Here is an 18170-nt window from a genome sequence, read left to right as displayed (position 1 = left end):
GATCCGTCGTCGCCGCCCTCGCCGGCGACTGGCAGGCCGCCCACGACGTACAACTCGAACTACCCGAAACCGGCGTCTGCAACAGCAACCCCACCGACTCAGCCACCGCCGACAACCGCGGCGGCCCGACCACCCAACCGACCGGCAAGGGCCTCACCACCGGCATCAACGGCGGCCTACTCGCCACACCACTGAACCTGGTCAGCACCGACACGCCGGCCAGCGACCGGACCGGCGGCTGCTGCGGCAGCTGATGACCACCACGATGGCGCCCGCCGACCTGACGATGGGCGGGCGCCACGGGTGGCGCATTGTCGCCGCCCTCGCCATCACCTCGACCGTCGGCTACGGCACCCTCTACTACGCCTATGCGGTCCTGCTCAACCCGATGGCGGCAAGCCTCAAGGGCTCGACCACCGCCGTCACCGGCGCACTGACCGCAAGTGTTCTCGCCGGCGCGCTGGTGACCATCCCGATCGGCAGATGGCTCGACCGGCACGGCGGACGCGCCCTCATGACCGCAGGCTCGATCGCCGCCACGACTCTGCTGGTCGCCTGGTCCCAGGTCCAGACCATCGGGCAGCTCTACGGCGTCATGATCGGCATCGGGATCACCGGCGCGATGATCCTCTACGAACCCGCCTTCGCCGTCATCGTCTCCTGGTTCACCCCCGACCGACGCCCCACCGCTCTGCTCGCGGTCACCATCGTCGCCGGGTTCGCCAGCACCATCTTCATGCCCCTCACCGGCCTGCTCGTCGCCCACCTCGGATGGCGCGGCGCGCTACTCGCGCTCGCCGCCATCCACGGTGTCGTGACCGTCCCCCTGCACGCCCTCACCATCCGCGAACCGCCCCACATCCGGACGCCCAGCTCCACGGCGCGGCCGGACCACACGCTTCGCCGCGTCGCCGCGCGGGCCGCGACGCGTGACCCCCGCCTCTGGATCCTCGCCGCCGCCCTCATCGCTCACGGCGCGGCGACCAGCACCATCGGCGTCCACCTGGTCGGCTACCTGACCAGCCGAGGCCACCCCGCCACCTTCGCCGCCACCACCGCCGGCCTGCTCGGCGTCCTATCCGTCACCGGACGACTCGTCCTCACCGGCGCCCGACGCCGGCTCCCGGTCACCACCATCGTCGCCACGGTGTTCGTCATCCAGGCGGTCGCCGTCCTCGCCATGCCCCTCGCCGCCGGAACCCGCGTCGGAGCAATCGTCACCGTCACCGGATTCGGGCTCGGCTTCGGCATCGCCAGCCTCGCCGCCCCAGCTCTGCTCACCGACCGCTACGGCACCGCCGCCTACGCCACCATCGCCGGACGACTCGCCGCCCCCGTCACCGCCGCCAAGGCCACCGCGCCTCTCGGCGCCGCCGCCGTACTGCACATCGGCGGCGGATACACCCTCCTGCTCAGCGCCGTGGCCAGCTGCTGCGTCCTCGCCGCCACCGGCATGCTGACCCGCCCAACGCCCCCGAAGCAGTACCCCCGGAGCCGCTGACCAGCTGAACACGCGCCACCCGCACAAACCTGCTAGAGGACCTCACGGACTTGCATAAGTGCAAAGCCGAGCAGGTTGAGGCCCTGCTACCGATTCGGATCGGAGGCAGCAGGGTCATCGCGAGTCAGCCCAGATCCGGTCCACCGGGCTCGCCTCGAAGGACCCGTTGTCCTGTACCGCGCAGGAACACGTTCAGGTCGGCGTGCTGGCCGAACTTGGCCAGGTTGCCGACCACCACGATGTCGAAGCGGTGCGCGTCCCACGTTTGCTGATCGAAGTTGGCTACCCGGCCGCCGAGCGCCTTGGCCGCGTGCGGGTGCGGGGCGGTGAGGATCCGCTCGGCGATCGCGTCGTCGCCGAACAGGATGGCCTTGCGCCACATCATGTAGTGCTCGGCGGTGGCGAAGACAAGGCCGTCTACTGTGAACGGCGCCGGCCACCACTGGCTCAAGCATCCAGCGCCGACGCTGCCGTCGCGCTCCGGCTGGTGCCCCCAGAAGTACAGGAACTTGATCCGTTCTCCGCGCGCCTGCGCGGCGAGTAGATCAGGACGCTACGCCAGGAACCCAGCATGATCAAGAGTGTGCTCGACCAGGACCGCAAGGCGCCAGCGATTTCGCCTGAGGCGGGAGTGCGAGCAGCTGGTCGGTTCGCCCCGGCTGTTGCGGTTTGTATGACGCATGGCGCGCGCCTGGCCGCATGAGTGGATGTCCTGATCGGCGCTGCCGGAATGAGCAACGCCCAGATCTTCGAGGCATGCCAGAAGTCCTACGATCTTCGAATCGTGGACAGCGACGAAGACCGGTGTGCAGCCGGACCTGCAGTGATCAGGTGCGTTCAACGCGCCTACCTGAAGGTGGCTCCGGCGGGGGATGCTGATGGGTTGGACTTCGATCCGGCACACATCACGCGGCTGGTCGGGCTGGAACCCACGCGGGTCCACCGGCGCAGCGAAGCCATGGGCCAGCGCATTCACAGGTCGAGCGGCTGGTACGTCGACGTGCCGCAGCGGGATGAGTACGACACTGAACTCCTTCTCACGGAGTTGCTCGATGTCATCGAGCCTCACGCCGAAGGGCTCGCGCGCGCCCGGCAGATGCTGGCGCTCCAGGCGGGCGTCAACGTCGTGATCGAGATGCACTCCGGACAAGACGGGGCCGGCGACGTCCTGGTGACGACACCCGCTCTCCAGTCCCACCAGGACGGCAGCCCGATCCTGACCTCCAGGGCGTTGGCAAGGCTATGGCCGATAAGGCCAGCCTGCCCCTCGGAGCTGGCATACAAGACCGGACGGATCGAACGGCGTTCACCACAGAGGAAGAACGTGCCGCCAGTGAAGTCGCCTGCTATGCCTTCCAGGGCATGCCCGGACGACAGCCGGACAGGCTCGCCGTGATCACCGCGCCTGAGGTCGAACTCGCAGACCTCCCATAGCAGGGCTGCGAGGCTAGCTCGGACTCCCACACGTTCATCAAGGGGGCAGCGAGGGAATCAACCCAAGCTGGAACGAGTCGCGCGATCCAGATAGCTATCACGCGCAGTGGCGGACACTCGAACCTCAGGTGTGGTCCATCGACGGCAAATGAGCGTGTTCTCGGGGCATCGCACAGGTAGCTTGCCTCCTCGTGGAGAACCATCCTGCGTACGCACCGTTGCTCTCTACGACGTGGCCGGTCTTCACCGCCGAACTCGGCGCAGCGCTCAGGGCCGGAACCGCTGGCGGAGCAGGTTGGGCGGCTGCGAGTGATGCAGACGTGCGGTTGCGGGGACGACTTCTGCCAGAGCTTCTACACCGCGCCGACGCCGGCTGGCGCCTATGGCGATGGCCACCGCAATATCTGCCTCGACGCGCCTTGGCCAGGCCACCTCATCCTCGACGCGGTCCTCGACGAGATCAGGTACGTCGAAGTGCTGTACCGATTACCGCTGTGCTGACCGCTCCCGCCTCCGCAGTCGCGCGGTCGGGCGGTGCCAAATCCGCGCACCCGACCTTGGGCCAACCGATGCCGTACGACGTGCGATTAGGATCCGCGCATGCGGGATGACATCGTTCTGCAGCTCGACCGCGCGACCGCCGAAGACCTGTACGTGGCATTGCACCAGGCCGGAGAGCACATCGCGGCTGGCGTAGCCGTCACTCCGCCCGCCGCCGAGGAGGCCGAGCGGCTCGGTACCCTCCTGCGGGACCTGGGCCACGCTATCGGCCGCCGGTGCTCCCCATACTGCGACCATCTCTAGTTCGTCGAGGATCGCGCGACCAGGGACGCACTCAAACGCCTCAGCGAATCCCTGACGCAATGACCGGCTGCTGTACGGGCAGCAGAAAGGCCACCTCCCGAATCCCGGGAAGTGGCCTGAGCTGCGTGGGCGATACTGGGATCGAACCAGTGACCTCTTCGGTGTGAACGAAGCGCTCTCCCGCTGAGCTAATCGCCCTCAGCGCGGATGACTCTACCCGATCCGGCGCGCGGACCGCGAACCCGGGGTCAGTGGGTCGCGAGGTAGTGCAGCACCTGGGCGATCACGTCGATGCCGAGGCTGTACTTGATCGACATCAGCGCGACGGCGCCGACGAAGACCAGGCCGACCGAGCCGATCACCAGGCGTACGGGCAGTGATTGTTTCTTCACCCAGGCCGTCCAGCCGTAGACATGGCGGCGGGTGAAGGCGAGTAGGCGTTTGGCCCAGTGGAACTCCACGGCCCAGATGCCGAGGCCGGCGATCACCAGCAGCCAACCGGGGCCGGGCAGCGGAATGAGTGCGATGCCGATGGTGACCACGAGCGCACCGAGCACCCCAAAGATGATCTTCAGTGCGATCCGGCCGGTGGGGTTGGCCCGGATCAGGGCGAGGGTGGTGGTTATCCGCTGCCGCCACGGCGGCGGGTCGCGCCGCTCGGACACGGCGACACCACCCCTCTCGCGCTGCCCGCCTCCGGTCATCTCCCCACGATGCCCCTTCCCGGTGGATCTATCCCGACTTCCCCCCGGGTAGCCACGTCCGTTACGCACCTGGACAGCCGCGGCACGCCGCCCGCCCCGCCGGCCGTGATCGATCACTGACCGACCGTGCCGGTTCCTCCGCTTCTTCGGCACCCCGTACCCCCGCTGTTCGGCTGTGCGGACCGCGACGTTCGACGGTCTCCCCCGGTCGCCGCATCCACTGAGGATCACGTCCGCGACCATTTCCGGCCCCAGTGTGGCGTGGGCCCGTCACTGCAACCGCCGACTGGACGTTACCGGAGTAAGTCGACGACTCAACAAACCCGATGCCGGGCAGGATGAACCCACTGGGCAGAACCGGAAATCCTACATGAATTTTCACATTCACGAGGCCCTTCCGACCCCCTTCCCACCACTGGGTGAAGTCAGCGCATGGCGGAGCGTAGCCAGGAGTAGCGGCTGAGTATGGGAAAAGCGGGACACGCGCGTTCCGCAGCGGTGCCGGGGGGAGAACGTTCATGAGTGTCATCCGACCGACGACCGTAGAGGTCGAGACGTCGCTAAGGCTCGTCGCACCTGACGCCACCGCCTTGCCGGTGCGCGCCAGTCTGCGCTACGACCCTGCGGACCCGTATGCGGTCCATGTCCTGTTCCATGCGGAGTCGGCTGGCGGCGAGGCGGTGAGTTGGTCCTTCGCCCGCGAACTGCTGGTCACCGGGCTGGACGAGCCGGCGGGCATCGGGGACGTACGGGTCTGGCCCTGGGCCACCCCGCGCGGCGACTTCGTCGCGCTGGCGCTGTCGTCGCCGGACGGCAACGCCCTGTTCGAGGTGCCGCGCAGCGTGCTGGTGCGTTTCCTGCGGCGGACCTACGTCGTCGTCCCGCGTGGCCGGGAGGCCGAGCACCTGGACGTCGACACCGCAGTGAACCGGCTACTCGCCGGTCGCTGACAGACCGAACCGGGGGCCGCGCGAATCTGCCGAATCCGCGCGGCCCTCGCCCATCTCCCCCTCCCTCCCCCGCGCGCACCACACCCTCCTCCGCGATCTTGCACTTTCGGTCGTCGCTATGCGGCTCTTGTGGCATATGCACCGACCAGAACTGCAAGATCGCCGCAGGCTGGGCGGGAGGCGGGGTCAGCCGTGGGTGGTTAGGCCGCCGTCTACGGGGATTACCGCGCCGGTGAGGTAGGCGCCGGCTCGGGACGCGAGGTAGATGGCGGTGCCGGCCATGTCCTCGGGGCGGCCGATGCGGCCGAGAGGGATCTGGGCCTCGATGGCCGAGCGGGAACCGGGGTCGTCGAGCGCGAACGCCATCATCTTGCTCTCGAACGGCCCGGGGGCGATCGCGTTGACGGTGATCTGCTCACCGGCCAACTGATGGGCCAGGCTGCGGGTCAGCATGTGCACCGCCGCCTTGGTGGCCGAGTACGCGTACACCTCCATCATCGGCACCCGGATGCCGTCGATGGAGCCGATGTTGATGACACGCGCCGGGTCGTCCGGGCCGGCGGCCGCGCGCAGGGCCGGAAGCAGCGCGGTGGTCAACCGGAAGACCGCCTTGACGTTCACCGCCCACAGCTTGTCGAAGGCGCTCTCCGGGTAGCTCTCCAACGGCGCGCCCCAGGTGGCGCCGGCATTGTTGACCAGGACGTCCAGCTTGTCGACCCGGTCCTGGACGGCGGTGGCGAGCTGCTGCGCACCCTCGTCGCGGCCCAGGTCGGCGGGGATCGCCTCGCAGCGGCCGTACGCGGCCAACTCCTTGGCCACGGCCTCGCAGACGTCGGCCTTACGGGAGGAGATGATGACGTGCGCCCCGGCGGCGACGAAACCCCGGGCGATCATCAGGCCGATGCCCCGGGAGCCGCCGGTGACCAGGACGGTCTTGCCGTCGACGGAGAACAGATCCTTCATGCCATCCCCTTGCGGTGACCGGCCTGGGGGCAGCCGGTGTCGGTGCCGCCGTCACGAACCGCTCGGGTCGCCACGACGACCAGGTCACTACCGATCAGTAACCTAACCGTCGGGCCGCTCCAGGAACAACCCCGCCCGCTCACCGAAGCCACGACCGCGGTACCGGGTGGCGAGGGATGCGTACGGGCCGGGCACGGGCTAACGTCGCAGGTAATGGTCGCTTCCGGTCACCTCGCCACGGCGCCGCCCGACGCTGTCACCAGTCCGGCCGAGATCGATACGATCACCCTCGGTGATCTGACACCCGACGCCGGGTGGCGACGGCCGGTGCTGCTGGACCGCGAGTTGATCGTGCTGACCACGGGTGGTCACGGGCTCGCCGAGGTGGATTTCCGGGCCCTGCCCTGTCGGCCCGGCACGCTGCTGCGGATCCGTCCCGGCCAGGTGCTGCGGTGCGCCCTGCCCCAGCTGGACGCCACGGTGGTCCGCTGGCATCCGGAGGCGCTCGACGGGTTCGACGTGAACGCCGACGACGTGCCCGGCTGGGTCCAGTTGGCCGGCGAGGACGAGGACGCGATCATCAACGAGGTCAGCCAGCTGACCGTCGACGCCAGCCGGCACCGGGACACCCGGGCCGCCCGCAGCCTGCTGCGTCATCAACTGAGCGTGCTGCTGCTGCGGCTGAGCATGCTGCCGTTCGGCTCCGGGCAGCCGTCGCGACCGGAGGACGAGACCTTCCGACGACTGTGCCGCGAGGTGGAGCGGGGATACCAGGACACCCGGCGGGTCGAGGACTACGCCGACCGGCTGGGCTGCTCGGTGCGTACCCTCACCCGGGCCTGCCTGGCAATCACCGGGCGCAGCGCCAAGCAGGTGGTGGACGAGCGGGTCGCGCTCCAGGCCAGCCGGTTGCTGGCGGCCACCGACGAGCCGATCGCCCGGATCGGCCGGCAGCTCGGTTTCACCGAGGCGACGAACTTCGGCCGGTTCTTCGCCCGCGAGGTCGGCATGAGCCCGGGCGCGTTCCGGGCCGCCCGCGACCGGCCCGCGCCGGCACCTGTGGTGCGCCCCCGCCCACCCGCCGACGCGCGCATCGACGCCCATCGGGCATGACAACACGGCGCACGTGACGCACCACCGGGCGATCCGGCGGCCTCGGCACGGGACCGGCGGCCACCCATTGGGCATGATGACGGGGTGCAGATCTCCGCGCGTGGCGACTACGCGGTACGGGCGACACTGAGTCTCGCGGCCACCTACCCGTCGCTGTTGTCCACCCAGGCCATCTCGGCGGAGCAGGACATGCCCCGTAAGTTCCTGGAAGCGGTCCTCGCCGACCTACGTCGGGCCGGCATCGTGCGGGCCCAGCGTGGCGCGGAGGGCGGTTACACGCTGGCCCGACCGCCAGGCGAGGTGACCGTGGGCGCTGTGTTGCGGGCGGCGGAGGGGCCGCTGGCCGGCGTACGCGGCCGGCGTCCGGAGGAGACCCGGTACGACGGGGTGGCCGCGCACCTGCCCGAGTTCTGGGTCGCGGTCCGCGCCGCCCTGCGCCGGGTGGTCGACGAGGTGAGCCTCGCCGACCTGGTGAACGGTCGGCTGCCTCCGCACGTCCGTCGCCTCACCACCCTGCCGGACGCCTGGGAACCCCGCTGATGCCCACCCCCACCCTGCGCACCGCGCGACTGCTGCTGGAGCCGTACCGGCCGACGGACCGGGACGACTTCGTCGCGCTGTTCACCGACGTCGACGTCGGACGGTTCATGGGTGACGGGCCACTCGCCCCGGCCGCGGCCGAGGCGCTGTTCGAGCGGGTGTTCAGCAAGGTCTACGCCAATGACCTGTTCGACGTGTGGGCGGTCCACAGCGCCGGTCGGTTCGTCGGACACGCCGAGATCAAACGCACCGACGAGGTGTCCGGCCACGAGATCGTGTACGCCCTGGCGAAGTCGACGTGGGGCGACGGTCTGGGCACGGAGCTCGTCCGAGAGCTGCTCCGCTACGGTTTCGACTGCCTCGGACTGTCCCGGATCCATGCCACCGTGGACGAGCAGAACAACGCGTCACTGGCCCTGCTGTCGCGGCTCGGTTTCGGTCACGAGCGCGATGTCGCCGAGCCCAACGGCAGCACCACCCGGGTGTTGTTCGTCGACCGGCCGCTCGACTGATTCTCCACTGCGGATCCGGCCTGGTTTGACGAATCGACGCAACGGGAATCTTCGAGCCCGTACGGGAAGTCTCGAAGGGAGCCCCACAATGGGTGTGATGTTGCGTAAGCGCAAGAAGTTCGGGCCGCTGATCCTGCACTTCACGCAGAACGGCTTCTCGTCCTGGAGCATCAAGCTCGGTCGGTGGTCCTGGAACTCGCGGGCCAAGGCACACCGCGTCGACCTGCCGGGGCCGCTGCACTGGAAGCAGGACAAGTCCTGAAACGCCGACGTTCTGCGGGGCGCCGGCACCCCCGGCGCCCCGACACTGTCTCTGGCCGCACCAACCGTCTCCGCTGACCCGGGCGGGTCGCCGGCTTCTCGCTTGTGGTCAAGCGGCTGACCGCACGGGTGTGACGAGCACGTCGCCGCCGAGCCGGCCGTCCGGCGGGGTCCGGGTCACCTGGCCGGTGTCGAGCAGCTCGTTCAGGGCCCGTACCGCGTCCGCCGCCCGGTAGGCAGTGGCAGTGACGGCGTACCGACGCAGCTCGGTGACCGTCCGGGGGCCGTGCCGGGTCAGCTCGCCCAGCAGGGCACGGCCCAGGGGTGTGGTATCCACCGGGGAGGCCGACGACAGTGGCTCGCCGTCCGGGTCACGGAACCGCAACCCGCTCGCCCACAGAGTCTCCTTCAGCTCCTCCAGGCTGCGGTCCGATCCGGTGCCGAAGCCGAGCCGCCGGTCGGCGTCGACCAGCTCGACCTCGGTGGCCAGCGCGAATCCGGCGTCGATCAGTCCCGCGCGCAGTGCGGTGGCCGCCCCCGCGACCACGAACGCCTCGGCGGACCGACCGGTCGCGGCGGCGGTCAGCGCCACCGGGTCGTCCGCCTCCAGGTAGGACAGCACCGGCGCGCCCGCGGCACCGGCCGCCCGCAGGGCCACCGGCAGCCGGGCCGGCGGGCCGGGCATCAGGTGTACGGCGACCTCGGCCGGCAGTTCGGCCTCGGCGGCACCGATCCTGCTCGGTAGTTCCTCGGTGCCCTCGGCGAGCACGAGGACGGTGAGCCGGCAGCCGCGCAGCCGCGCGGCGTGCTCGCCGGCCAGGCGTACGGTCTGCTCGGCCAGGTGCGGGTCGCTGCCGTCGTACCCGAGGGCGACGGTGGCCCGGCGGGCGCGGCGCAGCGCGGCCGGCACCCACCTGTCCAGGTGGCGGAGGAACGGTGCGTGCCCTACGACGTCGGTCGGCATGCTGCCGTTTCTACCGCAACCGCTCCCGCCGGTCGGCCTGGACGGCGGGTCACACCGGCACGGAGATGCCGACGCCGCCGCGGGTGTCCCCGCCGTAACGCTTGATCTCGGCGCTCAGGTTGAGGCGACCGATCCTGGTCCGGGCGGCGAGGGTGGCCTCGTCGAGCTGGTCGGCGGGCACCAGCCAGACCACCTCGAACTCCAGCCCGTCCGGGTCCTGACCGTAGAGACTCTTCGTGGTGCCGTGGTCGGAGGTGCCGACCAGCGCGCCCGCCTCGGTCAGCCGCCGAGCGGTGGTGGCCAGCTCGTCGAGGGTGTCCACCTCCCAGGCCAGGTGGTAGAGGCCGACAGTGGCCCGGCCGGCGGTCGACCGACCGGCGCCCGCGCCGATCTCGAACAGGCCGAGGTCGTGGTCGTTGGTGGAGCCCGGCGCCTGGAGGAAGGCCGCACCCCGGAAGCCCTCCGGGGTCATCGGTACCCGGCGGAAGCCCAGCACGTCGCGGTAGAAGGCGACGCTGCGGTCGAGGTCGCTGACGTAGAGGACGGCGTGGTTGAGGCGATGGATTCCCATGCGCCAAGACTAGCCCGCTTTAGTTGAGCGTTCAACTAAGGCGCTATGATGCTCGTCATGACCCGCTGGCTGGACCCGGACGAACAGCGCACCTGGCGGGCGTTCCTGACCGCCTCCCGGGCGCTGATGGACACGCTCGACCGCGAGTTGCAACGCGACGCCGGGATGCCGCACGCCTACTACGAGATCCTGGTACGACTCTCCGAGGCACCCGAACGCCGCCTGCGGATGAGCGAGCTGGCCGACTCCAGCGGCTCCTCGCGCAGTCGGCTGTCGCACGCGGTGGCCCGCCTGGAGGCGGCCGGCTGGGTGCGTCGCGAGGACTGCCCCACCGACCGGCGCGGCCAGGTCGCCCAACTGACCGAGGACGGTTTCGCGAAGCTGGCCGCCGCCGCGCCCGGCCACGTCGAGGGGGTACGCCGGCACCTGTTCGACCCCCTGGACCGCACCCAGGTGGAGCAGCTACGCCGGATCAGCGAGGTGCTGGCCGAACGCCTGAGGTCAGCGTGACCGGATACTGACCGAACCACTCCGGCGCGGGTCTTGTACTAAACGTCGCTGAATGAGCACGATGGGGCGTGCCCTCCGGCTTCGGTGAACTGACTGATCAGGCGCACGACCTGGTCTCCGCCGGCGATCTCGCCGGCGCCCAACGGCTGCTCGCCGACGCGCTGACCGGCGCCGACCCGCGCCCGGCCAACGCCACCTCCGAGTTGGCCGAGGCGGCCAGCCTGCACGCGCGCGTGCTTGTCGCGCTCGGCGAGCCGCACTCGGCACGGGGCTGGGCCGCCTACGCGTACGCCGCCAGCTCCCGGCTCTACGGCCGCTCCGACCCGCGTACGGTGGCCGCCGCGGCCACCCTGGCAGCGGTGCTGCACCGGGTGGGTAGCTGGTCCCGGGCGGCGCGGCTGTACCAGGAAGTGATCATCGAGCTGACCGCGTCGGACGGACCGGAGTCGCTGCGGGTGCTCGCCGCGCACGCCGATCTGGCCACCGTGGAGTACGCCCGGGGCCAGTGCCAGGTCGCCCGCGACCGGCTCCAGGACGCCTGGGAGTTGCACCGCGAGGTCTACGGCGACGGGCACCCGAGCGGGATCAAGATGCTGGCCCGGCTCGGCTCGATGCAGCGCGACTGCGGCCAGTTCGCCGAGGCGCAGGACAACTTGGCCCTGGCCCGCGAACTGGCCCGCCAGCACCTCGCTGCGGACGACCCGCTGGCCGCCCAGGTGGTCACGCTGGCCCGGGCGGCGGCCAATCCGGACCACGTCTGCGCCGACAACCCGCCGGTCAGCGCCGAGGAGCCGGTCGTGCCGTCCGCCCGTACCCCGCCGACCGAGCCCACCCAGCCCACGTCGAGCTGGCCGCATCCGCGCCGGCCCGACGACGACGCCCCCACCTCGGCGGCACCCGCACCCACCGAAGCGGGCACCACACCGGTCGGAACAGGCGCGGCGGACTCGCCGGCCACCTGGCCCGACCACGAGTCCGGATCCGCGGCACCGCCGCCCGACACCTGGCCGCCCGCCTGGGCCACGGCATCGGAGGAAGAAGCGCCGGACGACCCGACCTGGACCACCGCCACGCCGCCCTGGGCGGACGAGCCGACGCCCTGGGGCTCGGACGAGCCGGCACCCGCCACCGGATCGCCGTCGGGATGGACGACGATGCCGGACCACGAGGCATCCCCACCATCGTGGGCGGACAGTCCGGAGGACGATCAGCGGTGGCGGTCGGCGCACCACGCCACCGGGGAGGACCATCCGGCGGAGGGTTACCACCCGAGCAACGGGTACCCGACGGCGGATTCCGCGGCGTCCGGTGCCGCCTCTGCGGTGCCCACGCCCCGGCAGCCGGTCGACGGCCCGGCCGGGCCGCCCGAGGACTGGTGGGTCGGCCCCGCCGCCGAGCAGCCCGACCCGAACCCCTATCCGGAGGTGCCACCGGCCGGCGGCGCCGTACCGCCGAACGTGGTCGGGCTGACCGGCACGCCACAGGCCCCCGGGGTGTACCGGCTGCGCCGGGTCGAGCCGGAACGCCCCGGGCCGCCGTCGCGGCTGCTGCCGGTTCCGGTACGCCGTGCCGCCGCGCCGGAACCGGCGGCCCGCCCGAATCGGCTGGTGCTGATCGTCGCGGCCGGCGTGGCCGTGGTGCTGCTCGGCGCCGCGGCGGTCATCGCCGGGGTGTCCCGGGTCGACGGCGGAGATCCGGGGCCGCCGGCGGCCAGCGGTGGCCCGAGCGGCGCGGCGTCTCCGGCCGTCACCGCCACCGACAGCGGGGCTTCCCCCGCCTCGCCGGGTACCGCACCGACCGGCCTGTCGCTGCGCGACAACCGGGACAGTGTGACGTTGCGGTGGACGTACCCGGCCGGGGCGGAGGGGCCGGTGATCGTCTCCGGCGGTCGCGACGGTCAGCCGCAGAATCCCTTCGCGGACCTGCCCGCCGGCAGCGACAGTTTCGTGGTCTACGGACTCAACCGCAGTCTCGACTACTGCTTCACGGTCGCGGTGGCCTGGTCCACCGACACCGTCGCCCGCTCCGACGCGGTCTGCACCGAGCGTCGCTGACCCGCGGGGCGCGCTATCTTTGGCAGTTCAGGCACAAAAAAGAACGGCTTGAGAAAGCCGTTCTGAATGCGAATTCTAGCCAATTGGGAGACGGATTGTCAAGGCACTCCGGCGGTTCACCGTCCGACGACGAGATCGGCCGCGAGCAGGAGTACGTCTCGATGCTCTACCAGCGCCTCGACGACCTGCGGGACCAGGCGGCGACGCGGTTGACCGAGCAGTTGCGGTCCACCGGTGGCACGTTGCAGGCCCGCTCGCAACGCGACAGCTCGGTACGCATGTACGCCGATCAGGTGGAGCAGTTCTCGGCGGTGGAGAACGGCCTCTGCTTCGGCCGGCTGGACACCGACGGCGACAAGCGCCACTACATCGGTCGGATCGGCATCTTCGACACCGAGGGCGACTACGAGCCGCTGTTGATGGACTGGCGTGCCCCGGCCGCCCGCGCCTTCTACCTCGCCACCGCCGCCAACCCACAGGGCATCCGGCGACGCCGGCACGTGCGTACCCGGCAACGGAAGGTGGTCGGCCTCAACGACGAGGTGCTCGACCTGGCCACCGCCTCCCCCACCGCCCACGAGGAGCTGACCGGCGAGGCGTCACTGCTCGCGGCGCTGAACGCCGGCCGAACCGGCCGGATGCGCGACATCGTGGAGACCATTCAGGCCGAGCAGGACCGGATCATCCGGGCCGACCTGCCGGGCGTGCTCGTGGTGCAGGGCGGGCCGGGCACCGGCAAGACCGCCGTGGCGCTGCACCGGGCCGCGTACCTGCTCTACACCCATCGGCGGGAACTGTCGACCAGGGGTGTGCTGCTGGTCGGTCCGAACGTGACGTTCCTGCGGTACATCTCGCAGGTGCTGCCGGCGCTCGCCGAGACGGGCGTGCTGCTGCGTACCCAGGGTGATCTCTTCCCGGGCGTCAGCGCCCACCGGGCCGAGCCGGCCAGCACCGCCGCCCTGAAGGGCCGCCTGACGATGGTCGAGGTGCTGGCCAACGCCGTACGCGATCGGCAGCGGGTGCCCGACGAGCCGCTGGAGATCGAGCTGCCGCAGCGGGAGGTTCTCGTCCTCGACCCGGCCACCGTGCGCGCGGCGCGCGACCGGGCCCGGCGCAGCGGCCGGCCGCACAACCTGGCCCGCGCGGTCTTCGACATCGAGATCATCCACGCGCTCGCCGACCAGGTGGCCGAACGCATCGGTGCCGACCCGCTGGGCGGGGAGAACCTGCTCGAAGAGGCCGACCGCGCCGAGATCCGCCGCGAGCTGCGCGAGGAGCCGGAGGTCCGGGCGACCCTGGACGAGCTGTGGCCGGTACTCACGCCGCAGCGCCTGCTCGCCGACCTCTACGCCGCGCCCGAGCGCATCGACACCGCCGCGCCGATGCTCAGCGCCGCCGAGCGGGCCGCCCTGCACCGCGAGCCGGGCGGCTGGACACCGGCGGACGTGCCGCTGCTCGACGAGGCGGCGGAACTGCTCGGTGAGGACGACCGGGCCGCCGCCGCCCGCCGGGACCGGATCCGCGCCCTGCAACGCGAGTACGCCGAGGGCGTACTGGAGATCGCCCGGGGTTCCCGCTCGATCGACGTGGAGGACGAGGCCGAGGGCGGCGAGATCCTCGGCGTGACCGACCTGCTCGATGCCGACCGGCTGCTGGAACGGCAGGAGGAGGCGGACCGGCTCACCACCGCCCAACGCGCGGCGGCGGACCGTGGTTGGGCGTTCGGGCACGTGATCGTCGATGAGGCGCAGGAGCTGTCGCCGCTGGCGTGGCGGCTGCTGATGCGCCGCTGCCCGAGCCGTTCGATGACCATCGTGGGTGACGTGGCGCAGACCGGGGCGCTGGCCGGCACGCCGTCGTGGGCGGAGGCGCTGGCGCCGTACGTGGCGGACCGGTGGCGGCTGACCGAGCTGACCGTCAGCTACCGCACCCCGGCCGAGATCATGGAGGTGGCCGCAGACGTACTGGCCGAGATCGATCCGACGCTGCGCCCGCCGCGCGCCGTACGCTCGAGTGGTTTTCCGCCGCAGCAGCGTGCGGTGCCGGCGGAGTCGCTCGCTGCGGAGCTGGTGGCGACCGCCACCGCCGAGGCGGCCGGGCTGACCGACGGGCGGCTCGGGGTGATCGTCCCAGCCGGCCGGCTCGACGACCTCGGTGCCGCGCTGACGGCGGCGGTGCCCGAGGCGGCCGTCGGCGAGCAACCCGAGCTGGAGAGCCGGGTCGTGGTACTGACCGTCGCCGAGGCCAAGGGCCTCGAATTCGACTCCGTCATCGTGGTCGACCCGGCCCACATCATCGCCGAGTCCCCCCGAGGCCGCAACGACCTCTACGTAGCCCTGACCCGCGCCACCCAAAACCTAACCACCCTCACCCCCACCCCCTAACATCCCCCTGCCCCCCACGCCCCACCCCCGCCGCCCGCTTGATCATGAAGTTGTTGCCCGACACGCCGACGACGGCAGGCAACAACTTCATGATCAACCGGGTGGAGCGGGAGTGAGTGGGAGTGAGACCGGGACCGGGTTAGTCGAAGTTGCCCTGGTGGGTGGTGGGGGTGGAGTTGTCGCTGGTGGGGCCGGCGGCTGGGGTGCTCAGGCCGCCGGTGGTGGCGTCGCCGGTGGTGGTCGGGGCGACCTTGCCGCGGTGGCGCTCCGGTTGGCGGGCCACCCGGCGGGCGCTGGCCGGGCCGGCGGTGCCGCCGGTCGTGGTGATCGCGCCCTGGCCGCGCGTCGGCCCGCCGTCGCGCAGCACGGTCGGGTCGATCGGCACGTCGGCCGGGTCGTCCGGGTCCTCGCGCTGCAACTGGCTCTCCACATCGGTCGGCGGCACGGTCACCTCGTCCAGGGCACCCTCGCCGTACCCGTCGCCGGTGATCCGCTCCTCGGCCCGGCGGGCGGCGTCCTGTCGCATCTGGTCCTCACGCACGATCCATCACCTCGCAGAAGGGTCGGTCTCGGTGCGTGCCCGGTGACCGGCGCGGCAAACCCGCACCGCCGGTTCACCCGACGGTCGCACTGCGCTTGCCTGCCCGCCGTGCCGGCTGCCGATGCTGTGCAGCGGATTCGGCGGGAGATCCCCGCAGGAGGGAGAGGACAGCGTGCGCACCGTACGCCGTACCGCCGTCGCGGCCCTGGCCGCGACGATCGTGACGACCATGCTGGCGGCACCCGCCCCGACACATCCGCGACCAGACCGGGACTTCGACCTACAGGCCCACCGGGGTGGTCTCGGCCTGCGGGTGGAGAGCACCCTCGCGTCGTTCGGCAACGCGCTTCAACTCGGGGTGAGCACCCTCGAACTGGACGTCCAGATCACCGAGGACGGACAGGCCGTGGTCACCCACGACCGGCGGGTCAGCGCCACGAAGTGCGCCGACACCGCCCCGGCCGTCCCGGACGACCCCGATTTTCCGTACGTCGGGAAGTACGTCAACACGTTGACCCTGGCGCAGGTACGCACCCTCGACTGCGGCTCGCGTACGCTGCCGGACCGGCCCGGCCAGCTCGCCGTGCCGGAGGCTCGGATGCCGCTGCTGAGTGAGGTCTTCGCCCTGGTGAAGCGGTACCGGGCGAACGACGTGATGCTCAACATCGAGACCAAGGTGGAGGCGGGAGCGCCGAGCGAGACCGCGCCACGGGAGCAGTTCGTCCAGGTCACCGCGAAGGAGATCCGGGCCGCCCGGATGCTGCGGCAGGTGACCATCCAGAGCTTCGACTGGGGCGCGCTCAAGCGGATGCGTCAGGTCGAGCCGCGGCTGCCGCTTGTCGCGCTCACCAACTACGACTTCCTCCAGGTGGGGCAGCCGGGCGCCTCTCCGTGGCTGGGTGGGCTGGACATCGACGACTTCGGCGGCGACCCGATCCGGGCGATCCGCAGCCTGGGTGTCACCGCCTTCTCACCGGTGCACGGCTTTCCGCAGAACGGCACCGTCACCGATCCCGGCTACCGGCCGTACGTGACCCGGGAGCTGGTGACCCACGCCCACCGCAACGGCATCCGGGTCATCCCGTGGACGGTGAACGACGTGCCGACCATGACCAAGCTGATCGACGACGGGGTGGACGGCCTCATCACCGACTACCCGGACCGGCTGCGCACCCTGCTCAAGCAGCGCGGCTACCGGCTGCCCCGGGCGTACGCCGCCCCGTTCGACATCCAGGCGCACCGTGGCGGCCGGGCGACCCGGCCGGAGAACACCCTGCCCGCGTTCGCCAACGCCCTGGCCAACCCGGCGATCTCCACCCTGGAACTGGACACCGGTGTGACCTCCGACGGCCGGCTGGTGGTGCTGCACGACCGCACCGTCAACGGCTCGCACTGCCTCGACACCGCGCCGGTGCGACCGCGCGACCCGAAGTTCCCGTACGTGGGCAAGCTGGTGCACTCGCTCAGTCTCGCGCAGCTCAAGACCCTCGACTGTGGTACGAAGACGGCCGCCGACATGCCCGGCCAGGTGCCGGTCCCGGGTGCCCGGATCCCCACCCTGGAGGAGGTCTTCGCGCTGGTGAGGGCCAGCGGCCGGACGGACATCCGGTTCAACATCGAGACGAAGATCAGCCCGTTGGTGGACGACACCGAGCCGTACCGCAGCTTCACCCGCAAGCTGGTCACCGCCGTGCAGCGCGCCGGCCTGACCAGCCGGGTCACCATCCAGTCCTTCGACTGGCGCACCATCACCTACGCCCGGCACCTGGACCGGCGGATCGAGACGGTCGCCCTGGTCTGGCAGTACGGGCCGACGGAGTGCACCGGGCTGGCCGACGAGTGCTCGCTGCGGGCGGTGTACGGCGACCGGTCGGTCAAGAGCCCGTGGACCGCCGGACTGGACTGGTGGAAGTACCGGGACCTGGGCCGGCTCACCCGGGCCGCCGGTGCCGCCACGGTGTCGGCGAACTGGCAGGTGCACGACCCGGCGCAGGGTTCGGTCAGCCACCCGGACTGGTACCTGCGGCAGGACCCGACGTACTTCCACGGACCGGACGTACGCACCCTCCAGGCCCGGTACGGCCTGAAGGTGATCCCCTACACCGTCAACGACGCGACGGTGATGCAGCGGGTGATCGACCTCGGGGTCGACGGCATCATCACCGACGACCCGGATCTGCTGGTCGGCGTGGCCATCCGCAACGGCCTGCGGTGAGGCGCAGCGCGGGCGACGCGACATTCCGGCGTCGCCCGCGCGAACGGCGGGAATCGCGGGATCGGATCGGCGTTACTGCCCCCGTCGGCGGGGGTAGACGCGGGGTGCCCCCGCCAAGTGCGCGAACCGTGCCGTGGCCGACACGCGGT

17 protein-coding genes, 1 tRNA gene and 2 pseudogenes are annotated in these 18170 nt (G+C 71.1%); 13 read left to right on the top strand and 7 right to left on the bottom strand.

Annotated elements, in window-relative coordinates; genetic code table 11:
- Positions 1-254, top strand: a pseudogene (locus KBX00_RS20825) (flavoprotein); the annotation flags it as partial.
- Entirely contained in the window at positions 254-1501 is a 1248-nt protein-coding gene (locus KBX00_RS20820) for an MFS transporter (protein WP_210829465.1), read from the top strand. The pseudogene KBX00_RS20825 and the gene KBX00_RS20820, both read left to right, overlap by 1 nt.
- An 86-nt stretch (positions 1502-1587) precedes the next feature.
- Here KBX00_RS20820 and KBX00_RS20815 read toward each other — a convergent pair.
- Positions 1588-2015 (bottom strand): annotated as a pseudogene (locus tag KBX00_RS20815) (NADAR family protein).
- 189 nt (positions 2016-2204) lie between these two features.
- On the opposite strand from KBX00_RS20815, the gene KBX00_RS20810 reads away from it, so the two are divergent.
- Both KBX00_RS20810 and KBX00_RS20805 read left to right on the top strand, forming a co-directional pair.
- On the top strand, positions 2205-2897 hold the full coding sequence (locus KBX00_RS20810) for a DUF4279 domain-containing protein (protein ID WP_210829463.1): 693 nt from the start codon (positions 2205-2207) through the stop codon (positions 2895-2897).
- A 638-nt stretch (positions 2898-3535) separates the two neighbouring features.
- Positions 3536-3739, top strand: coding sequence for a hypothetical protein (locus KBX00_RS20805; protein WP_210829460.1), 204 nt, complete (start codon positions 3536-3538; stop codon positions 3737-3739).
- Between the two features lie 126 nt (positions 3740-3865).
- On the opposite strand, the gene KBX00_RS20800 is transcribed toward KBX00_RS20805, so the two are convergent.
- Together KBX00_RS20800 and KBX00_RS20795 are read right to left on the bottom strand one after the other, a co-directional pair.
- Positions 3866-3937, bottom strand: a tRNA-Val gene (locus tag KBX00_RS20800).
- A 50-nt stretch (positions 3938-3987) separates the two neighbouring features.
- Complete coding sequence (locus KBX00_RS20795) at positions 3988-4686, bottom strand: TIGR02611 family protein (protein WP_210829459.1); 699 nt, start codon at positions 4684-4686, stop codon at positions 3988-3990.
- Positions 4687-4961: 275 nt separating this feature from the next.
- Here KBX00_RS20795 and KBX00_RS20790 point away from each other — a divergent pair, with 275 nt between their 5' ends.
- Positions 4962-5393 (top strand): SsgA family sporulation/cell division regulator, encoded by a 432-nt coding sequence (locus KBX00_RS20790; protein ID WP_007457244.1) that lies wholly within the window; start codon positions 4962-4964, stop codon positions 5391-5393.
- Positions 5394-5579: 186 nt separating this feature from the next.
- Here KBX00_RS20790 and KBX00_RS20785 read toward each other — a convergent pair whose 3' ends face one another.
- A complete protein-coding gene (locus tag KBX00_RS20785) occupies positions 5580-6356 on the bottom strand; it encodes a glucose 1-dehydrogenase (RefSeq protein WP_210829457.1) in 777 nt (258 codons plus the stop codon).
- A 213-nt stretch (positions 6357-6569) separates the two neighbouring features.
- Between KBX00_RS20785 and KBX00_RS20780 the strand changes: the two genes are divergently transcribed.
- The 4 genes from KBX00_RS20780 (at position 6570) to KBX00_RS20765 (ending at position 8783) form a co-directional block, all read left to right on the top strand.
- Positions 6570-7469: an AraC family transcriptional regulator gene (locus KBX00_RS20780; RefSeq protein WP_210829455.1), complete on the top strand. Its 900-nt coding sequence runs from the start codon at positions 6570-6572 to the stop codon at positions 7467-7469.
- Positions 7470-7553: 84 nt separating this feature from the next.
- Complete coding sequence (locus KBX00_RS20775) at positions 7554-8009, top strand: Rrf2 family transcriptional regulator (protein ID WP_210829453.1); 456 nt, start codon at positions 7554-7556, stop codon at positions 8007-8009.
- Positions 8009-8521 carry a GNAT family N-acetyltransferase gene (locus KBX00_RS20770; RefSeq protein ID WP_210829451.1) on the top strand — a complete coding sequence of 171 codons (513 nt, stop codon included), beginning with the start codon at positions 8009-8011 and terminating at the stop codon, positions 8519-8521. The genes KBX00_RS20775 and KBX00_RS20770 overlap by 1 nt, the downstream gene beginning before the upstream one ends.
- Positions 8522-8609: 88 nt before the next feature.
- The gene (locus tag KBX00_RS20765) at positions 8610-8783 is read left to right on the top strand and encodes a DUF4236 domain-containing protein (protein WP_093402924.1); all 174 of its coding nucleotides are present in this window, start codon (positions 8610-8612) and stop codon (positions 8781-8783) included.
- Positions 8784-8891: 108 nt separating this feature from the next.
- Here KBX00_RS20765 and KBX00_RS20760 read toward each other — a convergent pair whose 3' ends face one another.
- Positions 8892-9746, bottom strand: coding sequence for a hypothetical protein (locus KBX00_RS20760; RefSeq protein ID WP_210829449.1), 855 nt, complete (start codon positions 9744-9746; stop codon positions 8892-8894).
- A 49-nt stretch (positions 9747-9795) separates the two neighbouring features.
- Positions 9796-10317, bottom strand: a complete 522-nt coding sequence (locus KBX00_RS20755; protein WP_210829447.1) for a VOC family protein — start codon at positions 10315-10317, stop codon at positions 9796-9798.
- Positions 10318-10365: 48 nt separating this feature from the next.
- Between KBX00_RS20755 and KBX00_RS20750 the strand changes: the two genes are divergently transcribed.
- The 3 genes from KBX00_RS20750 to KBX00_RS20740 all read left to right on the top strand — a co-directional run bounded on the left by KBX00_RS20750 (position 10366) and on the right by KBX00_RS20740 (position 15265).
- The gene (locus KBX00_RS20750) at positions 10366-10827 is read left to right on the top strand and encodes a MarR family winged helix-turn-helix transcriptional regulator (protein ID WP_210829445.1); all 462 of its coding nucleotides are present in this window, start codon (positions 10366-10368) and stop codon (positions 10825-10827) included.
- 68 nt (positions 10828-10895) lie between these two features.
- Positions 10896-12881 carry a tetratricopeptide repeat protein gene (locus tag KBX00_RS20745; RefSeq protein WP_210829443.1) on the top strand — a complete coding sequence of 662 codons (1986 nt, stop codon included), beginning with the start codon at positions 10896-10898 and terminating at the stop codon, positions 12879-12881.
- A gap of 161 nt (positions 12882-13042) precedes the next feature.
- A complete protein-coding gene (locus KBX00_RS20740; protein WP_210829508.1) occupies positions 13043-15265 on the top strand; it encodes an AAA family ATPase in 2223 nt (740 codons plus the stop codon).
- A 139-nt stretch (positions 15266-15404) separates the two neighbouring features.
- Here KBX00_RS20740 and KBX00_RS20735 read toward each other — a convergent pair whose 3' ends face one another.
- Complete coding sequence (locus KBX00_RS20735; protein ID WP_210829441.1) at positions 15405-15806, bottom strand: hypothetical protein; 402 nt, start codon at positions 15804-15806, stop codon at positions 15405-15407.
- Between the two features lie 172 nt (positions 15807-15978).
- Here KBX00_RS20735 and KBX00_RS29420 point away from each other — a divergent pair, with 172 nt between their 5' ends.
- Positions 15979-18021, top strand: coding sequence for a glycerophosphodiester phosphodiesterase family protein (locus KBX00_RS29420; RefSeq protein WP_307868984.1), 2043 nt, complete (start codon positions 15979-15981; stop codon positions 18019-18021).
- Positions 18022-18170: the final 149 nt, after the last annotated feature.

Origin of the sequence: Micromonospora sp. C95 (assembly GCF_018070465.1) — a bacterium.
In the GTDB taxonomy this organism is placed as follows: Bacteria; Actinomycetota; Actinomycetes; order Mycobacteriales; family Micromonosporaceae; genus Micromonospora.
The sequence above is the reverse complement of the archived record's forward strand: the minus strand, read 5'-3'. Positions and strand labels throughout refer to the sequence as shown.

What these genes read in the sequence shown, in the direction of transcription:
- KBX00_RS20820 (WP_210829465.1), top strand. Translation starts at nt 254, where the DNA reads ATGACCACCACGATGGCGCCCGCCGACCTGACGATGGGCGGGCGCCAC.
- KBX00_RS20805 (WP_210829460.1), top strand. Translation starts at nt 3,536, where the DNA reads ATGCGGGATGACATCGTTCTGCAGCTCGACCGCGCGACCGCCGAAGAC.
- KBX00_RS20795 (WP_210829459.1), bottom strand. Translation starts at nt 4,686, where the DNA reads ATGGTCGCGGACGTGATCCTCAGTGGATGCGGCGACCGGGGGAGACCG.
- KBX00_RS20790 (WP_007457244.1), top strand. Translation starts at nt 4,962, where the DNA reads ATGAGTGTCATCCGACCGACGACCGTAGAGGTCGAGACGTCGCTAAGG.
- KBX00_RS20785 (WP_210829457.1), bottom strand. Translation starts at nt 6,356, where the DNA reads ATGAAGGATCTGTTCTCCGTCGACGGCAAGACCGTCCTGGTCACCGGC.
- KBX00_RS20780 (WP_210829455.1), top strand. Translation starts at nt 6,570, where the DNA reads ATGGTCGCTTCCGGTCACCTCGCCACGGCGCCGCCCGACGCTGTCACC.
- KBX00_RS20770 (WP_210829451.1), top strand. Translation starts at nt 8,009, where the DNA reads ATGCCCACCCCCACCCTGCGCACCGCGCGACTGCTGCTGGAGCCGTAC.
- KBX00_RS20765 (WP_093402924.1), top strand. Translation starts at nt 8,610, where the DNA reads ATGGGTGTGATGTTGCGTAAGCGCAAGAAGTTCGGGCCGCTGATCCTG.
- KBX00_RS20760 (WP_210829449.1), bottom strand. Translation starts at nt 9,746, where the DNA reads ATGCCGACCGACGTCGTAGGGCACGCACCGTTCCTCCGCCACCTGGAC.
- KBX00_RS20755 (WP_210829447.1), bottom strand. Translation starts at nt 10,317, where the DNA reads ATGGGAATCCATCGCCTCAACCACGCCGTCCTCTACGTCAGCGACCTC.
- KBX00_RS20750 (WP_210829445.1), top strand. Translation starts at nt 10,366, where the DNA reads ATGCTCGTCATGACCCGCTGGCTGGACCCGGACGAACAGCGCACCTGG.
- KBX00_RS20740 (WP_210829508.1), top strand. Translation starts at nt 13,043, where the DNA reads ATGCTCTACCAGCGCCTCGACGACCTGCGGGACCAGGCGGCGACGCGG.